At 60.5% G+C, this 17,604-nt stretch carries 15 protein-coding genes; 3 read left to right on the top strand and 12 right to left on the bottom strand.

The features are described from left to right. Window positions 1-8 precede the first annotated feature (8 nt). The 11 genes from IPM39_24335 to holB all read right to left on the bottom strand — a co-directional run bounded on the left by IPM39_24335 (window position 9) and on the right by holB (window position 13,349). Window positions 9-1,100 carry an SGNH/GDSL hydrolase family protein gene (locus tag IPM39_24335; protein MBK8989155.1) on the bottom strand — a complete coding sequence of 364 codons (1,092 nt, stop codon included), beginning with the start codon at window positions 1,098-1,100 and terminating at the stop codon, window positions 9-11. Between the two features lie 10 nt (window positions 1,101-1,110). After that, window positions 1,111-2,175: a hypothetical protein gene (locus IPM39_24330; protein ID MBK8989154.1), complete on the bottom strand. Its 1,065-nt coding sequence runs from the start codon at window positions 2,173-2,175 to the stop codon at window positions 1,111-1,113. Window positions 2,176-2,336: 161 nt separating this feature from the next. Further along, window positions 2,337-2,717 (bottom strand): nuclear transport factor 2 family protein, encoded by a 381-nt coding sequence (locus IPM39_24325; GenBank protein MBK8989153.1) that lies wholly within the window; start codon window positions 2,715-2,717, stop codon window positions 2,337-2,339. A gap of 594 nt (window positions 2,718-3,311) precedes the next feature. Beyond that, complete coding sequence (locus IPM39_24320) at window positions 3,312-5,060, bottom strand: glycerol-3-phosphate dehydrogenase/oxidase (protein MBK8989152.1); 1,749 nt, start codon at window positions 5,058-5,060, stop codon at window positions 3,312-3,314. 62 nt (window positions 5,061-5,122) lie between these two features. Further along, entirely contained in the window at window positions 5,123-6,715 is a 1,593-nt protein-coding gene (locus IPM39_24315; GenBank protein ID MBK8989151.1) for an FAD-binding oxidoreductase, read from the bottom strand. Between the two features lie 86 nt (window positions 6,716-6,801). Next, the gene (fadR, locus tag IPM39_24310; protein ID MBK8989150.1) at window positions 6,802-7,506 is read right to left on the bottom strand and encodes a fatty acid metabolism transcriptional regulator FadR; all 705 of its coding nucleotides are present in this window, start codon (window positions 7,504-7,506) and stop codon (window positions 6,802-6,804) included. Window positions 7,507-7,740: 234 nt separating this feature from the next. Beyond that, window positions 7,741-9,504, bottom strand: coding sequence for a hypothetical protein (locus IPM39_24305; protein ID MBK8989149.1), 1,764 nt, complete (start codon window positions 9,502-9,504; stop codon window positions 7,741-7,743). 294 nt (window positions 9,505-9,798) lie between these two features. Continuing rightward, on the bottom strand, window positions 9,799-10,842 hold the full coding sequence (locus IPM39_24300; protein MBK8989148.1) for a M42 family metallopeptidase: 1,044 nt from the start codon (window positions 10,840-10,842) through the stop codon (window positions 9,799-9,801). Window positions 10,843-10,885: 43 nt separating this feature from the next. Further along, window positions 10,886-11,662, bottom strand: a complete 777-nt coding sequence (locus IPM39_24295) for an inositol monophosphatase family protein (protein ID MBK8989147.1) — start codon at window positions 11,660-11,662, stop codon at window positions 10,886-10,888. 10 nt (window positions 11,663-11,672) lie between these two features. Next, window positions 11,673-12,236: a hypothetical protein gene (locus IPM39_24290; GenBank protein MBK8989146.1), complete on the bottom strand. Its 564-nt coding sequence runs from the start codon at window positions 12,234-12,236 to the stop codon at window positions 11,673-11,675. Between the two features lie 99 nt (window positions 12,237-12,335). Beyond that, entirely contained in the window at window positions 12,336-13,349 is a 1,014-nt protein-coding gene (gene holB / locus IPM39_24285; GenBank protein ID MBK8989145.1) for a DNA polymerase III subunit delta', read from the bottom strand. 180 nt (window positions 13,350-13,529) lie between these two features. Between holB and IPM39_24280 the strand changes: the two genes are divergently transcribed. From IPM39_24280 to IPM39_24270, 3 genes are read left to right on the top strand one after another with little or no spacing between them, the layout of a single operon-like run. Next, window positions 13,530-14,177, top strand: coding sequence for a hypothetical protein (locus IPM39_24280; GenBank protein MBK8989144.1), 648 nt, complete (start codon window positions 13,530-13,532; stop codon window positions 14,175-14,177). A gap of 16 nt (window positions 14,178-14,193) precedes the next feature. Continuing rightward, window positions 14,194-15,750 carry a histidine ammonia-lyase gene (gene hutH / locus IPM39_24275; GenBank protein ID MBK8989143.1) on the top strand — a complete coding sequence of 519 codons (1,557 nt, stop codon included), beginning with the start codon at window positions 14,194-14,196 and terminating at the stop codon, window positions 15,748-15,750. A 47-nt stretch (window positions 15,751-15,797) separates the two neighbouring features. Continuing rightward, a complete protein-coding gene (locus IPM39_24270; protein MBK8989142.1) occupies window positions 15,798-17,066 on the top strand; it encodes a thiolase family protein in 1,269 nt (422 codons plus the stop codon). Between the two features lie 220 nt (window positions 17,067-17,286). On the opposite strand, the gene IPM39_24265 is transcribed toward IPM39_24270, so the two are convergent. Continuing rightward, window positions 17,287-17,478, bottom strand: coding sequence for a hypothetical protein (locus IPM39_24265; GenBank protein MBK8989141.1), 192 nt, complete (start codon window positions 17,476-17,478; stop codon window positions 17,287-17,289). Between the last annotated feature and the right edge of the window lie 126 nt (window positions 17,479-17,604).

The raw sequence follows: 17,604 nt of genomic DNA, 5'->3' as shown, positions 1-17,604 counted from the left end.
ATTCTTCATCACGGCAGGGTGGAAATATCGAAAGAGGGAACGGCCGTTTCCTGGGTCAATACCGCCCGAATCTCGTCTATCATCATGATGACGGCCAGGTTATACACGCTGTAGCCACGCTGGAACGCTTCTGGCGAGACGTATTCATAGCGCTCATAGTGCGTCAGATGAATGTTGTCTGACCCCAGGCCGCGATTGGGCAGTGTGTCGGCCAGCAGGTCAAAATCCAGCAGCGGCACATTAAATTGGGCGGCGATGCGGCGCACGTCGTTGTTGTTGCGGTTGTCTTCGCCTTCGTAGCGGTCGGCTTTGGTGATGAGGACGGGGATGACGCCGTTGTCTATGGCGTAGGTCACAATTTTTTCCAGACGGTCGTCAAACTGGTCGCTCTGGTCGTTGGTTCCCAGGGCAATGAGCAGGATGCTGGGGTTGTGCAGGCGAAATTCGCAGGCCAACATGTGTTCGTTGGGGTTACAGCGCGGTTCGGTGACCAATTCGGTGCGGAAGACGGCCGTGCCGTGCAGCCCCACGTGCAGCGCCGCGCCAAAGCGCACCCAGGAGCCTTTGTAGTAATCAAGGGTCGGCTGGAGATAGGCGTAATCGCCCAGGTCGAAGACGCGCTGGTCAAAACGCATCAGGAAATCGGCCGTGGCCGCGCCGCTGTCGCCCAATTTGGCGAATGCCTGGGGGCGGCGGTCCATCGTCTGCCCGGCGGCGGCGATGGCGCGAATGTTGGTCTGTACGGCCGTTGGCAGCACAATAAACGCCGTTTTGGGCAGGCCGTTGATTTGCGCGCCGGGGGGGATGGGGGTAGGTGTGGGTGAACTGGTGTAAGTGTGGTAGCGGGTTGGTGTGGTGGTTGGTTGGCTGGTGGGGTTGGTGGTGGGTTGGATGGTGGGTTGGGTAGTCGGCTGGGCGGTGGGTTGGGTGGTGGGTTGGAGGGTGGCGGTGGGCAGTACGGCCGTTGGGTGCAGCGTGGGCAGGTCGGCGGCGGGTTGGGCGGCCAGGGTTTGGCAGCCGGCCAGCAGCAGGGTAACGGCCGTGAATAAGGCGGTCAGAGGTAACATGTTGATGGCGTGGCGGCAGTGTAAGCGGCTCATCGTTTGGGTCCTAAGAATTGGGTTGGGCGACGGCCACCACCTGGCGAATGGCGTCCAGAACCATCAGCGCCGTCAAATCGCTGACCGGGTAGCCTTTTTCCAGCACGCCGGCCTGGGTGTAATCGTTGGCGCCGGACATGGTGAGATGAATCCCGTCACCAGACAATCCCCGGTCTGGCAGTGTCTCGGCCACTACGTCATAGTCCCACAACGGAATGTGGTACGCGGCAGCCAGTTCACGCAAAATGATGTTATTGGCATTGACTTCGCCTTCAAAGCGATCGGCTTTGGTGCTGAGGACGGGGATAATGCCTTCGGCCAGCAGTTGTTCGATCAGTTTGCCCATGTTGGCCGCAAAATCGGCTGCGATCTGGTCATTGGTCCCCAGGCGGATGAGGGTGATGCTGGGGTTTTGCAGACGAATCTCGCAGGCGATGGCGTTTTCGTCTGGCAGACACACGTCCCGGTCAGCCCAGCCCAACTGGAACAGGGTGCGCGCCGACAGGCCCACATCGGCGGCCTGACCGAAGCGGGCAAAGGAGCCGGCATACTGGTTGATGGTCGCCTGTAAATGGGCGTAAATGCCCAGGTTGTACTGGTTGCTGTCGAAGCGGGCCAGGAAATGGGGCGTCAGAACGACGCTGTCGCCTATCTTGGAGAAAGCATTGGGGCTGCGCCCTAACTGCTGCCCCAGGGCGTAGATGTCGCGGATGTGGTCTTGGGTGGCTGCGTCCATGAGCAGAAATTGGTCTAACGTGAGGCCGTTGACCACTGCCTGGGGGGGAACGGCCGTTGCCGTCGCCGTTGCCGTCGCCGTAGGTGCGCGTGTTGGTGTGGGTGTGGCCGTCAGCGTGGTCGTTGTGGTCGGCTGCGGGGTGGGCGTCTCGGTGGGTACGGCCGTGCTGGTGGGCGAGGCGGTTGGTGAGGTAGTGGTGGTCGGTGAGGTCGTGGTGGTGGCGATGATGGTGGTAGGGATGGGGGAACGGCCGTTGCAGGCCGCCAGCAGCGCCAGAGCCAGGATACCGATTAACTTGTGTACAACCGGGGAATGATGAAGAGAATGATGGCGCAGCATTGGCAACGATTACTTGTCTAAAATCCCTGATAAATCCACTGCGGCGCACTGTCCGTCGTCACAATGATCAGCAAAACCACCAGCACACACAGCCCCACCACCAGCAAATTCTCCCGACTCAATACTTTGTTCCGCACGTCACAATTCACAATTCACAATGATCACTCCGCTTCCCCACACCATTTCCACTCGCCATCTTCCTGGACGACGCGATAATTGGTCAGGGGAAACTCGGTGTCTTCTGTGCCGTAAGTGGCGACGATTTTACCCTGGCAGCGCACTACGTCGCTGCTGCCGTCGCGGGTGCAGGCCATATCCTGAATCTGCACACCACTCACACTGTCGAAAGTGCGCGTTTCACGTTCCAGAAATTGCTCCATGTCGGCGCACAGCAAAGCGCGGATGGTCTCTGCATCGCCGGTGGTTTTGGCTTGCAGGTATTGTTCCACGGTTTGCGCCGGATCGCCTTCGCCGCCGCCGCCGCAGGCCGCCAGCAGCAAAAGCACAGCGGCGAAGAGTAAAATAATCAGGCGTTTGGTCATGACATGTTTCCTCAAGAGGGCCAGATTACCGGCCAGAGTGCAAATCGGTGGAATTATATGCGCCTTGAAGCTTTTGAACCAATGTCACGTTTCGTGTTGAAGTTTATCATGGTTATGCCCCTGGACTGCTCCTATCAGCAATTCTCAATTTGCGATCCAGCCGTAGGGGCGGGACAACATTTTTGCCAATCACCAACGCCTTGTCTCCCGCCTGTCCCGTCCCTACTATCACACCAGGGCAAAGCATTGGCGAAATACTGACAGCTTCGCGTTCAAAATTGAACGCGGATTTTCACGGATGCAGCGAATCTTCTCAATATTTTAGGGGTCAATCGGTGGCAAAGAGGTAAAAGCCGGGTTTACCCGGCGTTGTTTTGTAGACCGGCGCTTTAGCGCTGGTCGTCGCCGGTTATCCCCTGCGCCTGGAGCTAAAGCCCCAGGCTAAAAAATGACGCCCCGTAAACAGGGCTAAAGACGGCCGTGGCGATAGCGACAAACCTCTCGGAAGTTCCCCCGATTATTGAGATGTTACGGTGCAGCGGATTAACGCAGTTTTTGGTCATCGTTATCCGCGAAAATCTGTATTATCCGTGTTTACCCGCGTGCCATTCTTCGGGTAAACAGATACCATCCCACGACTACCAACCCGACGGCCGTCGCCAGCAGCAGCGGCCGCTGCCATCCCCCATCCGTCTCGTCCGCCACATCCGCCAACTCAGCTTGCTTCGCAGCGGCCAGCAGCGCCCGCCAATCCGGGACGAGCGCCGCGTCGGGGATGTTGTAGCAGCCGCGTACCAGCGCCAGATAAGCCGCCTGTTCGCTTTGCCAACGGCCGTCATCCCACCCCAACTCCGCCTGACAAATGGCCTGAATGCGTGGCAGCAGCGCTGCGCCGCCCGCCGGCAGCAAAATGCCTAGGCGCACCCGCCGCAGCAGCAAATCATCCAGATGAACCACCGCCTCGGCGCGGGCCGCCCAGCGTAGTTCCGCCCACACCGTCTGCGTGCCGGGGATAACCTCCAGTTCGCCCGGCTGCGCCGCGGCCGCCAATTCCGGGGCCGCCGCGCCATAGCGCCCCAACAGGCGGCGGCGTACCTCTTCGGCTAATTGTTCGCCGCCGGGCAGGGCCACGTCCACCGGATTTAGCACCGGCAGGTTGTTGTCGGCTTGCGGCAAATCGGGCAGCAGGTGGCGCACCTCCTTCAGCGCGTCCAGGGCGATGAGGCGGAAGGTGGTCAGCTTGCCGCCGGTCACCGTCAGCAGACCGTTTTCCACCCAGACTACGTGGTCGCGCGATTCTTCCGATGGGTCTTCTTTGCCGCTGCCAATCACCGGGCGCACCCCGGCAAAGGCGGCCACCACGTCGCCCAGGCCAATGCCCAGCGATGGGAACTGCGCTTCCACCGCCGCCAACAAGTAGGCCGTTTCGTCGGGCGAGATACACGGCTCTTTGTCCAGCGAATTGTGGTGGTCCACGTCGGTTGTACCCACCAGAGTCACGCCCTCCCAAGGGAAAATCATCACCGGGCGTTGGTCAATGGGGTGTAAAAAGCTGATGGCCTGGGCCACCGGCAAACGCCAATTGGGAAAGACCAGGTGGCTGCCGCGCAGCGGCCGTATCTTGGCCGCGCCGCCCACCTGTTCACGCAGCGTATCGGCCCAGGCTCCGGTGGCGCTGACCACGACGCGCGCTGTGACATCGGCCGTTTGCCCGGTGAGTGCGTCGCCTAACGTGAGGCCGGTGACACGGCCGTTTTCATCCCGCAGCACAGCTTCGGCGGCGACGTAGTTGATGGCGACGCCGCCATCGGCCACCGCCTCGGCGATGACGCGCAGCACCAGCCGGGCGTCGTCTGTCTGGGCGTCGCCGTAGCGGAAGCCGCCCTTGAGCCCGGCGCTGGTCAGGTGCGGCGCGAGCATCTGGAAGTCGCGTGGGCTGTAATACTTGTGGCTCCATTGCAGCGCCAACAAATCGTAAACCGTCAGCCCGGCGCGGAAGACCAGACGGCCGGTTTTATCGCTTTTGTAGGTCGCCAGCAAAAAGCCCAGCGGGTCAATCAGCCCTGGCCCTTCGGCCAATAACTGCTGCCGTTCCAGCACCGAGGCGCGTGTCAGACCGATTTTGCCTTCCTTGAGATAACGCAGCCCGCCATGCACCAGTTTGGAGGAGCGGCTGGATGTGCCCCAGGCGAAATCTTTCTGCTCTACCAGCAGCGCCCGCAGCCCCAACCGCGCCGCCTCGCGCAAAATGCCCGCGCCCGTTATGCCACCGCCGACGATAACCAGGTCCCACGGTTGGTCTAACTCCCGCCAAACTTCTTCACGCCAATCACCCGTCCACATAATTTTCTCCCGCAATGACAGTGAGATTGGACCAATCTCTAAAGATTGGTCCAATCTTGAGCCTACCCCACTAATTTCCCAGGATTCATCACGCCGTAGGGGTCGAAGCGGCGCAGGGCGTCTTGCAAGACGGCCATGCCCAATTCGCCCTTTTCCGCTGCCAGATAGGGCGCATGGTCTACGCCCACGCCGTGTTGGTGGCTGATGGTTCCCTGGTTGGCGACCACGGCCGTCGAAGCCGCCGCCTTCAATTTGCCCCACCGCGCCAACACCACTTCTGGGTCGTTGGTCAGCCGGAACAGATAGGTGGTGTAGATGCTGGCCCCGGTCGTATAGACGTGCGACAGGTGGGTGAAGACGTGGACCTTTTCGCCTTCGTCGGCCAGGGTGGTGTGCAGCGCCGCTTCGATGGCAGTTATGGTTTTGTCTACGTTGGACCAGGGGACGGCCGTTTCCAGCGTATCCACCGCGTAACCCATTTCCCACAAAGTGTTGCGCAAATAGGGCGTGTGGAAGCGACCCTTGATCCATTGTTTGCCAAAAGTTTGTCCCACGTGGACGCCGCCGTATTCATTGGCGGCTTCGATGGCTGTTTTGCGCGCCATCTTCACCAGCGCGCTGCTGCCCGTCGCGCCAATCATCAGCATGGCTTTGTCTTTGTCCACGCCGCGCAGCCCCAGCAGGGCCTCCAGCCCACCGATAAGCCGTTCATGCCCGGCCAGGGCCAGGGTGGTGGTGGTTTCGACGGCCGTACTCAGCCGCAGCATGGAGACGGGTACACCCGCCTGGGCCATCTGGCGCACGGCCGTTTGCCCCTGGGCAAAACTGGGGAAGAACACTGCGTGGAACTCTTCGCTTTCCGGCAGTGGGCGGGCGCGCACGGTGGCTTCCGTCAGGATGCCCAGCCGCCCCTCAGAGCCAAGCACCAATTGGCGCAAATCTGGCCCGGCAGCCGAGGCAGGGTGGGGCGGCAGCGTCCACGTCCCGGCCGGTGATTCGAGTGTGCCGCCGGCGAACAGGTCTTCGATACGGCCGTAGCCCCTGGACTGCTGCCCACTGGAGCGTGTAACCACCCAGCCGCCCACCGACGACAGTTCAAACGACTGCGGGTAATGGCCCAGCGTGCAGCCGTGGGCGCGAAGCTGCGCCTCTACGTCTGGCCCTGGCGTGCCCGCGCCAAAGGTCGCCAGCAGGCTGTGCCGGTCGAAGTGGCGCAGTTGGTTCAGCCGCCCCAGGTCCACCGTCAGCACCGGCGCATCGCCCGGCTGCGGGTTGATGTGACCGACGACGCTGGTTCCCCCGCCATAGGGGATGATTGTGACGCCAGTTTCAATGGCGTATTGGATCAGTTCCCGCACTTCGGCGTCTACGGTGGGGAAGGCGACGCCATCGGGGAAGGCCGGGAAACGGCCGTAGCGCATCGCCACCCAATCGGGCAAACTCTGGCCGCAGGCGTGGCGCAGCCGTGTTTCTGGCTCCTGGTTGATGAGTTTGTGGGCCGACAGACGGGAGGGCGGCACGCCGGTGACCACGTCGGCCAACGCCGCGTCGCGCTGCGGCGCGCCGGGTCCAACCCGTGCTGTCAGGAATTCAACGGCCGCAGCCGGTAGAGGATAATCCGTGGTGGTATCACCCCACCCATTCCATCGTCTCATCCTGAATACTCCTTTGATAGGACGCGGATTTGCGCGGATGAAATCAAAAAATCCGCGTCTATCCGCGTTTATCTGCGCCCAATTCTCTATTCTTTGGCCTGCGCTCGTGCGGCCTGCCAGAGCTGGATGCTTTCGGCCATGGTGGCGCGGGTCAGCGCTTCGGCGCGGTCGGCGTCGGCTTGTTGGGCGGCGGCGTACAATTCGGCGTAAAACGTCCGCGACCGGGCGCGGGCATCGGCGCTGGCAAAATAGACCTGGGCCAATTGCTCATAGAAGCCGGTGAAGCCATTGAGAATGAGCGTATAAATGGCGTTGTTGGATTGGATGGTGAGGTGGCGGTGCAGCTGCCAGTCGTAGGCGGCGTAGACGGCCGTTTCATCCGCCAACGTCGCATAACCGGCCAGGAAGTTGGCGACGGCCGTTGGCGCATGGCTGACGGCGGCCCGCGTGTAGGCCGGGGCCAGGTTCAGGCGTACCTCCAGCAGATTGGTCACAAAACCGCGCGGCAGGTGGTCCGGGTAGCCCACCAACGCCCCCAGGACGTTTAGTCCACCATCTTGCCAGAAATTGTTGACGGCCGTAGATTTGCCCTGATGTACCGTCAGCCAGCCGTCGCGGGCCAGCCGTTGGATGGCTTCGCGCAGCGTGGGGCGGGTGACGCCCAATTGTTCGGCCAATGCGCGCTCGGCCGGTAGGGTAGAGCCGGGCGGAAAATCACCGTCCAGTATGGCTTGTACCAATGATTGTTCGGCGTAGCCGTTAGGTTTTTGTGGTGCAGCCCAGTTGTTCATGGCGTTCGTACCTGATAGGGTGACAAGGTGACAAGAGTCGTTATTATTCGCAAATCGTTACTGGTAAGTGGTCTGACCAGTTTTTAGAAGTATGGCATATTGCCCGGCGACTGTCAAGCAGGCCAGAAAGCAAAACCGGACAGGAAAACCATGTTTCCTGTCCGGCGCAAGCACAACTAACAAGGAATCGTTGCCAGTCAATACAGAACTGTCAACCCCCAATTTTTGACGGCGCTAATCCACAAAATCCCAGCCAAAGTCCAGGTCTAACCGTTGTTCACCTTCGCTGAGAACGACGGTGTGGCGGCCGACGCCGACGGCCGGCCAGGTCCAGTTGCCGGGGATGAGCAAATCTACGTTGGCGCGGCTGAGGGCGTCCATGAAGACGCAGTACGTGCCGCCGGAGAGGTCGCCGAAGAGGTAACGGCCGTCTTCCCCCGTCACATTGGTGGTCAAAACCAGATTGGCGGCCGGAATTGTGCCATCATTGGGGCACACGCCGCTGGCCAGACTGATGGTGATGCCCGACAGAGCCGGTTCGCTGCCCGTCTGCGAGCCATCACCGATGAAGGTGTTGCTGCCGGTGGGGTACTCCCAACAGCCGCGGCCGGGATTGCTGTTGACGCAAAAGTCATCCCAGACAATGCCGCCGAGGGCGGCCGAATTGGGCGCGGGCGTGGCTAAAGGTGCGGCATTTTCGGCGACGACAATTTGCAGCCAGAAGGCATCGCCAATGAAGCCGTCAATGCCAAACGGATCGCCATTGGCGTCGGCGATTTGCCAGTTGCCGCGATAGGTTCCGGGGGTGGTGGGCGCAACCATATCTACGGCGATGTCTATCGGCTGGCCGGGAGCCACCGGACGGGTGAAGGTGATATTGCTAGCCGCCGACATCTGTTCGCCGCCGACAAAAGCCACGCTGTACTGGGTGGTCCAGATGCAGGTGCCGTTGTTGCGCAGCTGCCAACGCTTGGTGAACTCTGTGCCCGGGCGGAAGCTGGTGTCGTCGGGAATGTTCAGGTCTTGGATAAATTCGATGCTGTTGATACAGTCGGCGGCGTTTACTTCTGAAAGGGGCAAGAACTGGTAATCCCAACCAAAATTAACATCGCTGATCACGCCGCCGGCCGTCAGGTCTACGGTGGTTTCGCCCAGGTCCACTTCGGGGAAGGTCCAACTGCCGGGGATGAGGATTTCGGCGTTTTGCTCATCCAGCGGATCAATAGAAACGCAGTAGACGCCGGGGGCGAGTTCGGCGAAGGTGTAGCTGCCGGCGATGTCGGTGACGGCCGTGCCAATGCCCACCGCCGGGCATTCCCCGTCGCCCAGGCTGACGCGCACGCCTTCCAGTCCCGGTTCGCCGACTTCCAACAGCCCGTTGGCGGCAAAACCACCGTCGGCCAGAGCCACGCAGCCTTCGGGTGGGGCCGCTTCTGCGCTGCTTTCGCCGCTGGCAACGGCGCACAGGTCATGCCAAACGCGGCCGGTAATCGTGCCATTTTCGGCGGGCACGGCCGTTAACGTGTTGTCCATGTCCAGCGTAAAGGAACCACCGATGCCATTGACGCTGACGGTGTATGTTCCGGCGGGCAGGTCTAGCACGTCCAGGGCGATGGTTTCTTCAAAAGGCACTAACGCCTGGGTGCAGATGCGGTCCGGCGCCTGGACGGTGGTAACGGCGATGGTGAAGGCATTGCCGTTTTTCTGGCTGATGATTTCGTTGATGGACGCACAGCCGTTGGGCAGCATCCCGCGCGCCTGCACGTTGATCTGCACCGGAAACGATTCGAGCTTTAAGATTTGCACGCTTTCTACGGTCGCCAGACCATAGACCGGTTCGCTGAGGGGGGTGGCGGTGGGTACGGCCGTTAGCGTCGCGGTTGGTTCGACGATGGGCGTGGGTAAGGCAGTTGGTTCAGGTTCCTGGCCGCCACAGGCGACGGCCGTTAGCGCCATGAGCGCAATTAAAACAGCAAGAACTAGACGTGAATGATTCATATTCCTCTCTCCTCTTTTGCGGCCGTATTCCGTATTCCGGCATGGTTCATTGAGCAAAATATCATCTTTACAAATTTACGCGGCATTGTCATTCCTTCGGCGTTGCTCAGGACAAGGTCTGAGCGAAGCCTTCGGAGCGAAGCATCCCGCTCCCGCCAGAGGAGGGGGATGCTTCGGGGGATGCTTCGGCTTCGCTCAGCACAGGCTCTCAGCATGACGCGCTTTCTTGCCAAATTTGTAAAGCCATATCGCCTGGAATGAACCATGCCCGTATTCCGTAGACGGCCTACGGCGTCAGCTTAGCAGATAAGCGACGACAAGCTGTGTCGTTTGCAGCAGCGCATCCCGATGGGTGCGCTCGTAATGGTGGGAAGCGTCTACGCCAGGGCCAATCAGGCCAACGCGCACGTTGCCGCCGGCGCGCCAGTACGCTTGCCCATCAGAGCCGTAAAACGGATAAATGTCCGTTTTGTAATTGAGCTGATTGGCGGCGGCCAGCGCCTCCAACTCCCGCCGGAAACCCATATGATACGGTCCGGCCGAATCTTTGGCGCAAATGGTCACGGAATATTCATTCGATTCTTGCTTGGGTGCAACGACGGCCATGTCTAAGGTGAGCAAATCTGCCAGGTCCGGCGGGAAGCCGGCCGCCGCGCCGTGCCCCACTTCTTCATAATTGCTGATATGGATGGTGGTGGTCTGGCTGGGCTGCAAACCGGCCTCGGCCAGGGACAGCAGAGCGGCATAGATGATGGCGACGCACGCCTTATCGTCCAAATGGCGGGAGCGGATAAAACCAGTTTCGCTCACCTCGACGCGGGGGTCGAAGGCAATGACATCGCCCACACGGATGCCCAGGGCCAGGGTGTCGGCGGTGGAATGGGTGACGGCGTCTATGCGGACCTCGACGTTGTTGTCGTTGCGGGGGGCGTTGCGTTCTTCCCCGGTATGGGCGTGGATAGAAGCAGTGGTAGGCAAAATCGTCCCGCGATAGGTCTGCCCGCTGCTGGCGAAGATAGTGACGCCCTCGCCCTCCACAGAGGTCCACGACCAACCGCCTAACTGGGTCAGCCGGAGACGGCCGTCTTCCTTCACCTCACGCACCATCGCGCCCAACGTGTCAACGTGGGCTGTCAGGGCGCGCGGCGCACCATGATGAACACCGGTCCAGGTTCCCGCCAGAAAACCTTTGGCAGACAGGTGCATGGCAAAAGGCAGGTCGGCAAATGCCTGCTGCACATAGGCCATCGCCCGGTCGGTATCGCCGGTAGGGCTGGGCGTATTGAGCAGTCCGACTAAAAAATCCACCAGTTTTTCCAGGTTGATGGGGGGGATCATGGGCTTAGTTCTCCTATTTGTCACCTTGTCTAGTATAACACTGTCAGACCTGGTGGACACAATCCATCACCTGCGTGAAGAGACGGCCGTTGGTGGCGATGCTCTCTTCGGCGTAGATGGTGGGGTTACCCTGCCAGTCGGTAAAGGTCCCGCCTGCCTCTTCCAAAATCACCTGGAAAGGCCCGCAGTCCCACAAGGCCATAATCGGGTCTATATGAACTTCGGCGCGGCCGGTGGCTACCAGGCAGTAGCCATAGGCGTCGCCCCAGGTGCGCTGCACATAAGTGGCGTCAATCAACCGCTGCCAGACGGCCGCCCTGTCGCCGAAAGTGTTCAGGTCGCTGCCCAACAGCACGGCGTCGGCCAATTTATCTACGGTGGAGACGTGGGCGCGACGGCCGTTCCAATAACAGCCGTGTCCGCGCAAAGCGTACACCGTCTCTTTAAGCGCCGGGAAATGGGCCACGCCCAACAGCGGTTCGTCGTCTTTGGTCAGGGCCAGCAGCGTGGCGTACAGCGGCACGCCGGAGACAAACGACTTGGTCCCGTCAATGGGGTCAATCAGCCAGCGATAGCCAGACGTGCCCGGCTGCTGCCCAAATTCTTCACCCAACAGGCCATGATCCGGCCAATAGCGGGTGATCAGTTCGCGCAGTTTTTGCTCCGATTGGCGGTCGGCGATGGTGACGGGGGTGTTGTCGGCTTTGCGCTCGGCGGCCAGACCAGTCTGGAAATGGCCCAGGGTGATGCGCCCGGCCTGCCAGGCGGCATCCAGGGCAAATTCTAACAGGGTTTGCGGATTGGGTGTGTGTGTGTCCATGGTTCCTTGTTTATTCGACGACTGTCAGCCATTGCGACGGCCGTTGGCTGTAGTTCATATAGCGCAGCAAGGTGCTGCCATCGGTAAAGCCCAGCGGCAAAAATGCGCCCAGGGAAAACACCAATAAATTGTCCAAAAAGGTGATGCTGGCGACCATAAAAGGCACGCCGCCCACAAATTTGGCCGCCAGCGCCAGCCCACCAAAGATCAACGTCAGCCCGGCGCTGGCGATGGGGCCGCCCAAAGCGCGGCGGATGTGGATGTGCGGTGGTAGTGTCGGTTCTTGCGGCGGGTAGAGCGACTGCGCCAGCGGCCCGGTGAAACAAATCCCACTCATCGGATAGCCGGTCTGTTTGGCTGCCTGGGCGTGGCCCAGGTTGTGCCACAGTTCGCTGAACCAATGGAGCAAAGTTGCCAGAAAGCCGCCGAGAATGGCCTGCCCTGGTTTTAGCTTGAAGGCTTTGCGGCCGATCAGGCTGTAAGCCAACCATACCAGCGCAATGCTAAGGATGGCTGAGGGTTTGACGAGAATTTTAAGGTCGGCAAGAGAGCCGAGTTTGATGCTCTTGTTCATGAAATCGCGCCTCCCGATTGATTACGGTGGATTGTACTTGCACTTTGGGGAGCGGCAAAATGAGACCGGCGGCCAATCAAACTTTTCGGCCTGGCGGAGTCAGGCAAAAGGGTAGGTAAGAAAGAGGATTTCGACGACGAGGCGGGTGTTGGCGTTGCGCTGCAATTGGCGGATGGCGAGCTGGGTCTGCTGCAAACTGGACAGGGCTTGTTCGGCGGTCCAATTTTGCGCGGCCTGGCTGACTTCTGCCTGTTGGTCTACGTTGGTGAGGGCGAGATCACGGCCGTTTTCCCCCTGACTGAGCAGCGTGACATCGCGCCACCAACTGAGCCAGGTTTGCAGAATTTCTGGCAGCAGTTCCGGCTTGCGCCCCAGCTTATCGGCCAGGGCGAAACGGTCGGCGCGGTCACCGGCCAGGGCTTGTTGTAAATAATCCAGGTTTTGCTGCCGTTCACTGAGAATGGTGGCGTCTTCGTAGGCGCGGATGGCCCAACCTAAACGGCCGTCGGCCAGGTGGGACAGCAGGTAGGCTTTGTCCTCAGGCACTTGCCAGCGGCTTTGCAGGCTGTCTTCGATGAGGCGGGCGGGTAACGGCCGCAGCGCAATCGTCCGGCAGCGCGAGTTAATCGTCGCCAACATGGTGTCCGCGTCGTTGGCCGTCAGCAGCAAAACGACATTGCGCGGCGGTTCCTCCAGCGTTTTCAGGAAGGCGTTGGCCGCCCCTTCGGTAGCTGTGTCGAAGCGTTTCAGGATGGCAACTTTGGTGCGCGCTTCGTAGGCGGCCAGATTGAGCGCCTGCTGCAAGGCGCGAATTTCGTCAATTTTCAGCGTCAATTTACCCCGCCCGCTCACTTCTGGGGTGATCAAACGCACGTCGGGGTGGCGGTTGGCGGCAATAAGTTGGCAGGAACGGCACAGACCGCACGGCCGTGCCGCCGGGTCTGCGGCCGTGCAGTTGAGCGCCTGGGCAAACGTCCGCGCCAATGTGGTCTTGCCAATCTGGTCTGGCCCGGTGAGCAAATAGGCGTGCCCCGTGCGCTGGTGGGTGATGGACCCCGCCAATAACTGTGCGGCCCATTCGTGGCCGATTACCTGGTCCCATTGTGTCGTCATGGCGGAAATTGTAAACGGGATCATTCGGCCGGGCAAGCACGCTGTCCAAGCGCGCTGCCGATGGGTAACTGGGCAGCTGCATGATTGGCTGGCAAACCAACCATCCATGCAACTAACCAACGTCTCCAAATCAGCTATAATTACGGCTATGAGCCATCATCTTGAAAGGGAAACGCCGCGATGAAAAACCGATTGTTCTTGTTTGCCGGCATTCTCAGCTTTGTCAGCGCCTTTTTTGTCGTAGCCGGCTTACTCATTTCTTATTTGCTGACGCCGCTGCCGCCGCAGGATTTACGCGCCATAGAAGCGATTAGTCGGACCTTTATCTTCTTGTTTGCCCCCATCTTACTGCTGCCGACCATCCTGGCTGTTTATCGTCTATTGGTCCAGGATTTTCCGCTGCTGGCGCTTGTCTCGCTTATTTTGGGCCAGGTCGGGTTTGGTGGTCTGCTGATCTGGAGTTTCTTGACCGCTTTTTTGCTGCCAGCCGATACGGCCAACTATCTGCCAGTTTTGTATGTGGAGTTGATGTTGATCGGGCTGTGGACGCTGATTACGGCCGCTGCCCTTCTGGTCTTCGAGTCTAAAAACCTCATCCAGGGTAACAGGCGTTCTTTCCTGTATGGCTTCTTGTTCCTGTCTGGGTTGGTGGGCGGCATCGCGCTGATACTGTATGGCTGGAATCTTTTACGGCCGTTGTCCATGCCCAGCGCCGCCAACTACAGCATCCTTATCTGGCTTGCCAGCTACCCACTCTGGTTGATTGGCCTGGGGGCCAGCCTGCTCACCTACAGCCGCGAACCGGCTTTGCTGCTGCCTGGTAGTTAGTGATGGATTTGCGCGTATGACTCCTTTGACGATTTCTGGCGATCAATTACAGGTAGATGACGTGGTGGCGGTGGCCAACGGCCGTTCCGTGCGCCTGAACCCAGATGTTCTAACCAAAATCCAGCGCTCCCGTCAGGCGGTGGATGATCTGGTCGCTCGCGGCGAGGTTGTTTATGGCATCACCACTGGCTTTGGCCGGTTCAAGGACAAAATCATCTCCGCGGCCGAAGTCCGGCAGCTTCAGGTGAATCTGGTGCGCAGCCATGCCGTCGGCGTGGGGCCAGACCTGCCAGAGCGCGTGGTGCGGGCCATGTTGTTGGTGCGCGCCAATACTCTGGCTCTGGGCTACTCCGGCGTGCGCCCGGAACTCATCTACCTGCTGCTGGATATGCTCAACGCCGGGGTTCACCCGCGCATCCCGGCGCAAGGCTCCCTGGGCGCCAGCGGTGATCTGGCCCCGTTGGCCCATTTGGCCCTGGTGGTCATTGGCGAAGGCGAGGCGTGGCATCAGGGAGAATTGATGGACGGCCGTTCCGCCCTGCTGCGGGCTGGGTTACGGCCGTTAGAGCTTCAGGCCAAAGAAGGGTTGGCGCTGCTCAACGGCACAGCCTTCATGGTTGGCATGGGCGCGCTGCAAGTGCGCCGGGCCATCAACCTGGCCCTCACCGCCGATGTCGCCGCCAGCCTCAGCCTGGAGGCGCTGCACGGCACAGACCGCGCCTTCGACGAGCGCGTGCATCGCGTCCGCCCCCATCCCCGCCAGATTGACTGCGCCGCCTTCTTGCGCCGCGTCCTGGCCGGCAGCCAATTCCTACGCGGCCACGATTCGCGCAATGTCCAAGACCCTTACACCCTGCGCTGCGTGCCCCAGGTGCATGGCGCGGTGCGCGACGCCATCGCCTACGCCCAATGGGTCATCGGCATCGAACTCAACGCCGTCAACGACAACCCCATCATCTTTGTGGATGAGGCGACCGGTGAAACAGACGTGATTTCGGCCGGTAATTTTCATGGCGAACCGATCGCCATTGCCATGGATTACATGGGGCTGGCCCTGACCGAGTTGGGCAACATGAGCGAGCGCCGCGTCGCCCGGCTGGTAGACGCCGACAGCAACGGTGGTGTGCTGCCGATGTTCCTGACACAAAACGGCGGCCTGGAAAGCGGGCTGATGATGGTCCAATATACGGCCGCTGCCCTGGCTTCAGAAAACAAAGTGCTGGCCCATCCCGCCAGCGCCGACTCCATCCCCAGCAGCGCCAACATTGAAGACCACGTGAGTATGGGAGCAACGGCCGTGCGCCAGGTCGCTCAAATCCTCGACCATGTGGAAACCATCGTCGCCATCGAACTGCTGGCAGCCGCGCAGGGCATAGATTTCCGCCGCCAGCAGATGGGTGGGCAGCCAGTCCAGGGGGTGGGCACACAGGCGGCCTACACCCTCATCCGGCAAAAGGTTCCCTTCCTGGCGCAAGATGCCGTTTTAGCCCCCTATATCGAAGCCACGCGCCGCCTTGTCGCCACCGCCGCCATCAAAGAAGCCGTTGAAGCCTGCCTGACGCCAATCCCTTAACCAATCAACAAACCAACTCTCAAAAACCAACTCCCAAAGGATTTCCCATGAACGAAGTTGCCATTATCAACGCAGTACGCACCCCCATCGGGCGGCACGGCGGCGCATTGGCCGATGTGCGCCCTGATGACCTGGCCGCCCTGGTCGTGAGGGCGGTTGTAGACCAGGCCGGCATTGATCCGCACATTATTGAAGAGGTATACCTGGGCTGCGCCAACCAGGCTGGTGAGGATAACCGCGATGTGGCGCGAATGGCGGCGCTGTTGGCCGGGCTGCCGCAGCAGGTGGCCGCCGTCACCTTTAACCGGCTGTGCGCCAGCGGCCTGAACGCCGTCAATCAGGCGGCGCGGGCCATCATGGCCGGCGAAGGCGACGTCTTTATCGCCGGCGGCGTGGAATCTATGAGCCGCGCACCGTACTCTTTCCCTAAAAATGCGCGCGCCTGGGGGCCGCCGGGCAATATCACCGGCTACGACACCACGCTGGGTTGGCGCTACCCCAATCCCCAAATGGCCGAGCTGTTCCCGCTGGAAGCGATGGGCGAAACGGCCGAAAATATCTACGAGATGAGCCGCGATGGGCAGATCGCCGGCGGCGAGATCAGCCGGGCCGAGCAAGACGCCTTCGCCTACGAGAGCCAGCGTCGGGCGTGCGAGGCGATCAACAACGGCCGTTTCCGCGCCGAAATCCTGCCTGTGCCCCTGCCGCAGCGCAAGGGCGACCCCCTGCTGGTAGACACTGATGAACATCCACGCATCCGCCGCGCCGCCGATGGCTACGAACTGGATACCACCCTGGAAATGCTGGCCCAACTGCGCCCTGCCTTTCGCAAAGGGGGCACAGTGACGGCCGGTAACGCCAGCGGCCTGAATGATGGCGCATCCGCCCTGCTGCTGATGTCGCGCCAGAAGGCGGACGAGTTGGGCCTGAAGCCGCTGGCGCGCTGGGTGGCTTCGGCGGCGGCCGGGTTAGACCCCCGCGTGATGGGTCTGGGGCCGGTGGCGGCCACGCATAAGGCGCTGCGCCGGGCCAACCTGACCTTGGCCGATGTGAACCTGGTGGAGTTGAACGAAGCGTTTGCCGTGCAGTCGCTGGCGGTGATGCGCGAATTGGGTCTGGACCCGGCCATCGTCAACGTGAACGGCGGGGCGATTGCTCTGGGCCACCCGTTGGGCTGCTCCGGAGCGCGCATCCTGACGACGCTGCTGCATGAAATGGGCCGCCGGGCGAACGAAGGCGCGACGATGCGCTTTGGTCTGGCGACCTTGTGTGTAGGTGTTGGGCAGGGGGAAGCGACGGTTATTGAGCTGCTGTAGGTGGGGCGACGTTTAAAATAGGAACGGCCGTTAAGTACTGGCATAACTTAACGGCCGTTCCGTAGAACTCCCCGTGTCGCAAATGGGCGTCACAAAGATGCTGGTTCTAAAAAGAATGGAGCTAGTATCCGTGGGCCGAGGTCCGCATTCCGTTATCCGATGACATTTTCCAGAGATAGCACCCTGCGGATTAGCGAAAACGGGTTCCCGCTTACGGCTGCTAGGTTAACTTCACCGGTCCATCAATCTGCTCCCGCAGATAGGCCACGAAGGCATCCCAATCGGCAAATCCGACGCGCACGGCCGTTTTTGTGTTTTCCAAACTCAGCCGGACGTTGACCTGGCTGTTGTCACTCTGTAAATCACGCCAGATGCGGAGCATATGGACTTGGTAATCTGTATTTAACTGCATATTTAACCTCGATAATTGAAGTTTGGGATAATGTGCTGCCTTGCCATCACCATTGGGCATACCTTAACAGGCCATCGTTAATCTATCGCTAATTGTTTGCCGCGCTTTTAACTTTTCTCGCAGCCA

The organism is Candidatus Leptovillus gracilis (assembly GCA_016716065.1).
Classification (GTDB): domain Bacteria; phylum Chloroflexota; class Anaerolineae; order Promineifilales; family Promineifilaceae; genus Leptovillus; species Leptovillus gracilis.
Note: the sequence above shows the minus strand (reverse complement) of the source record. Positions and strands in the feature narration are given on the sequence as shown.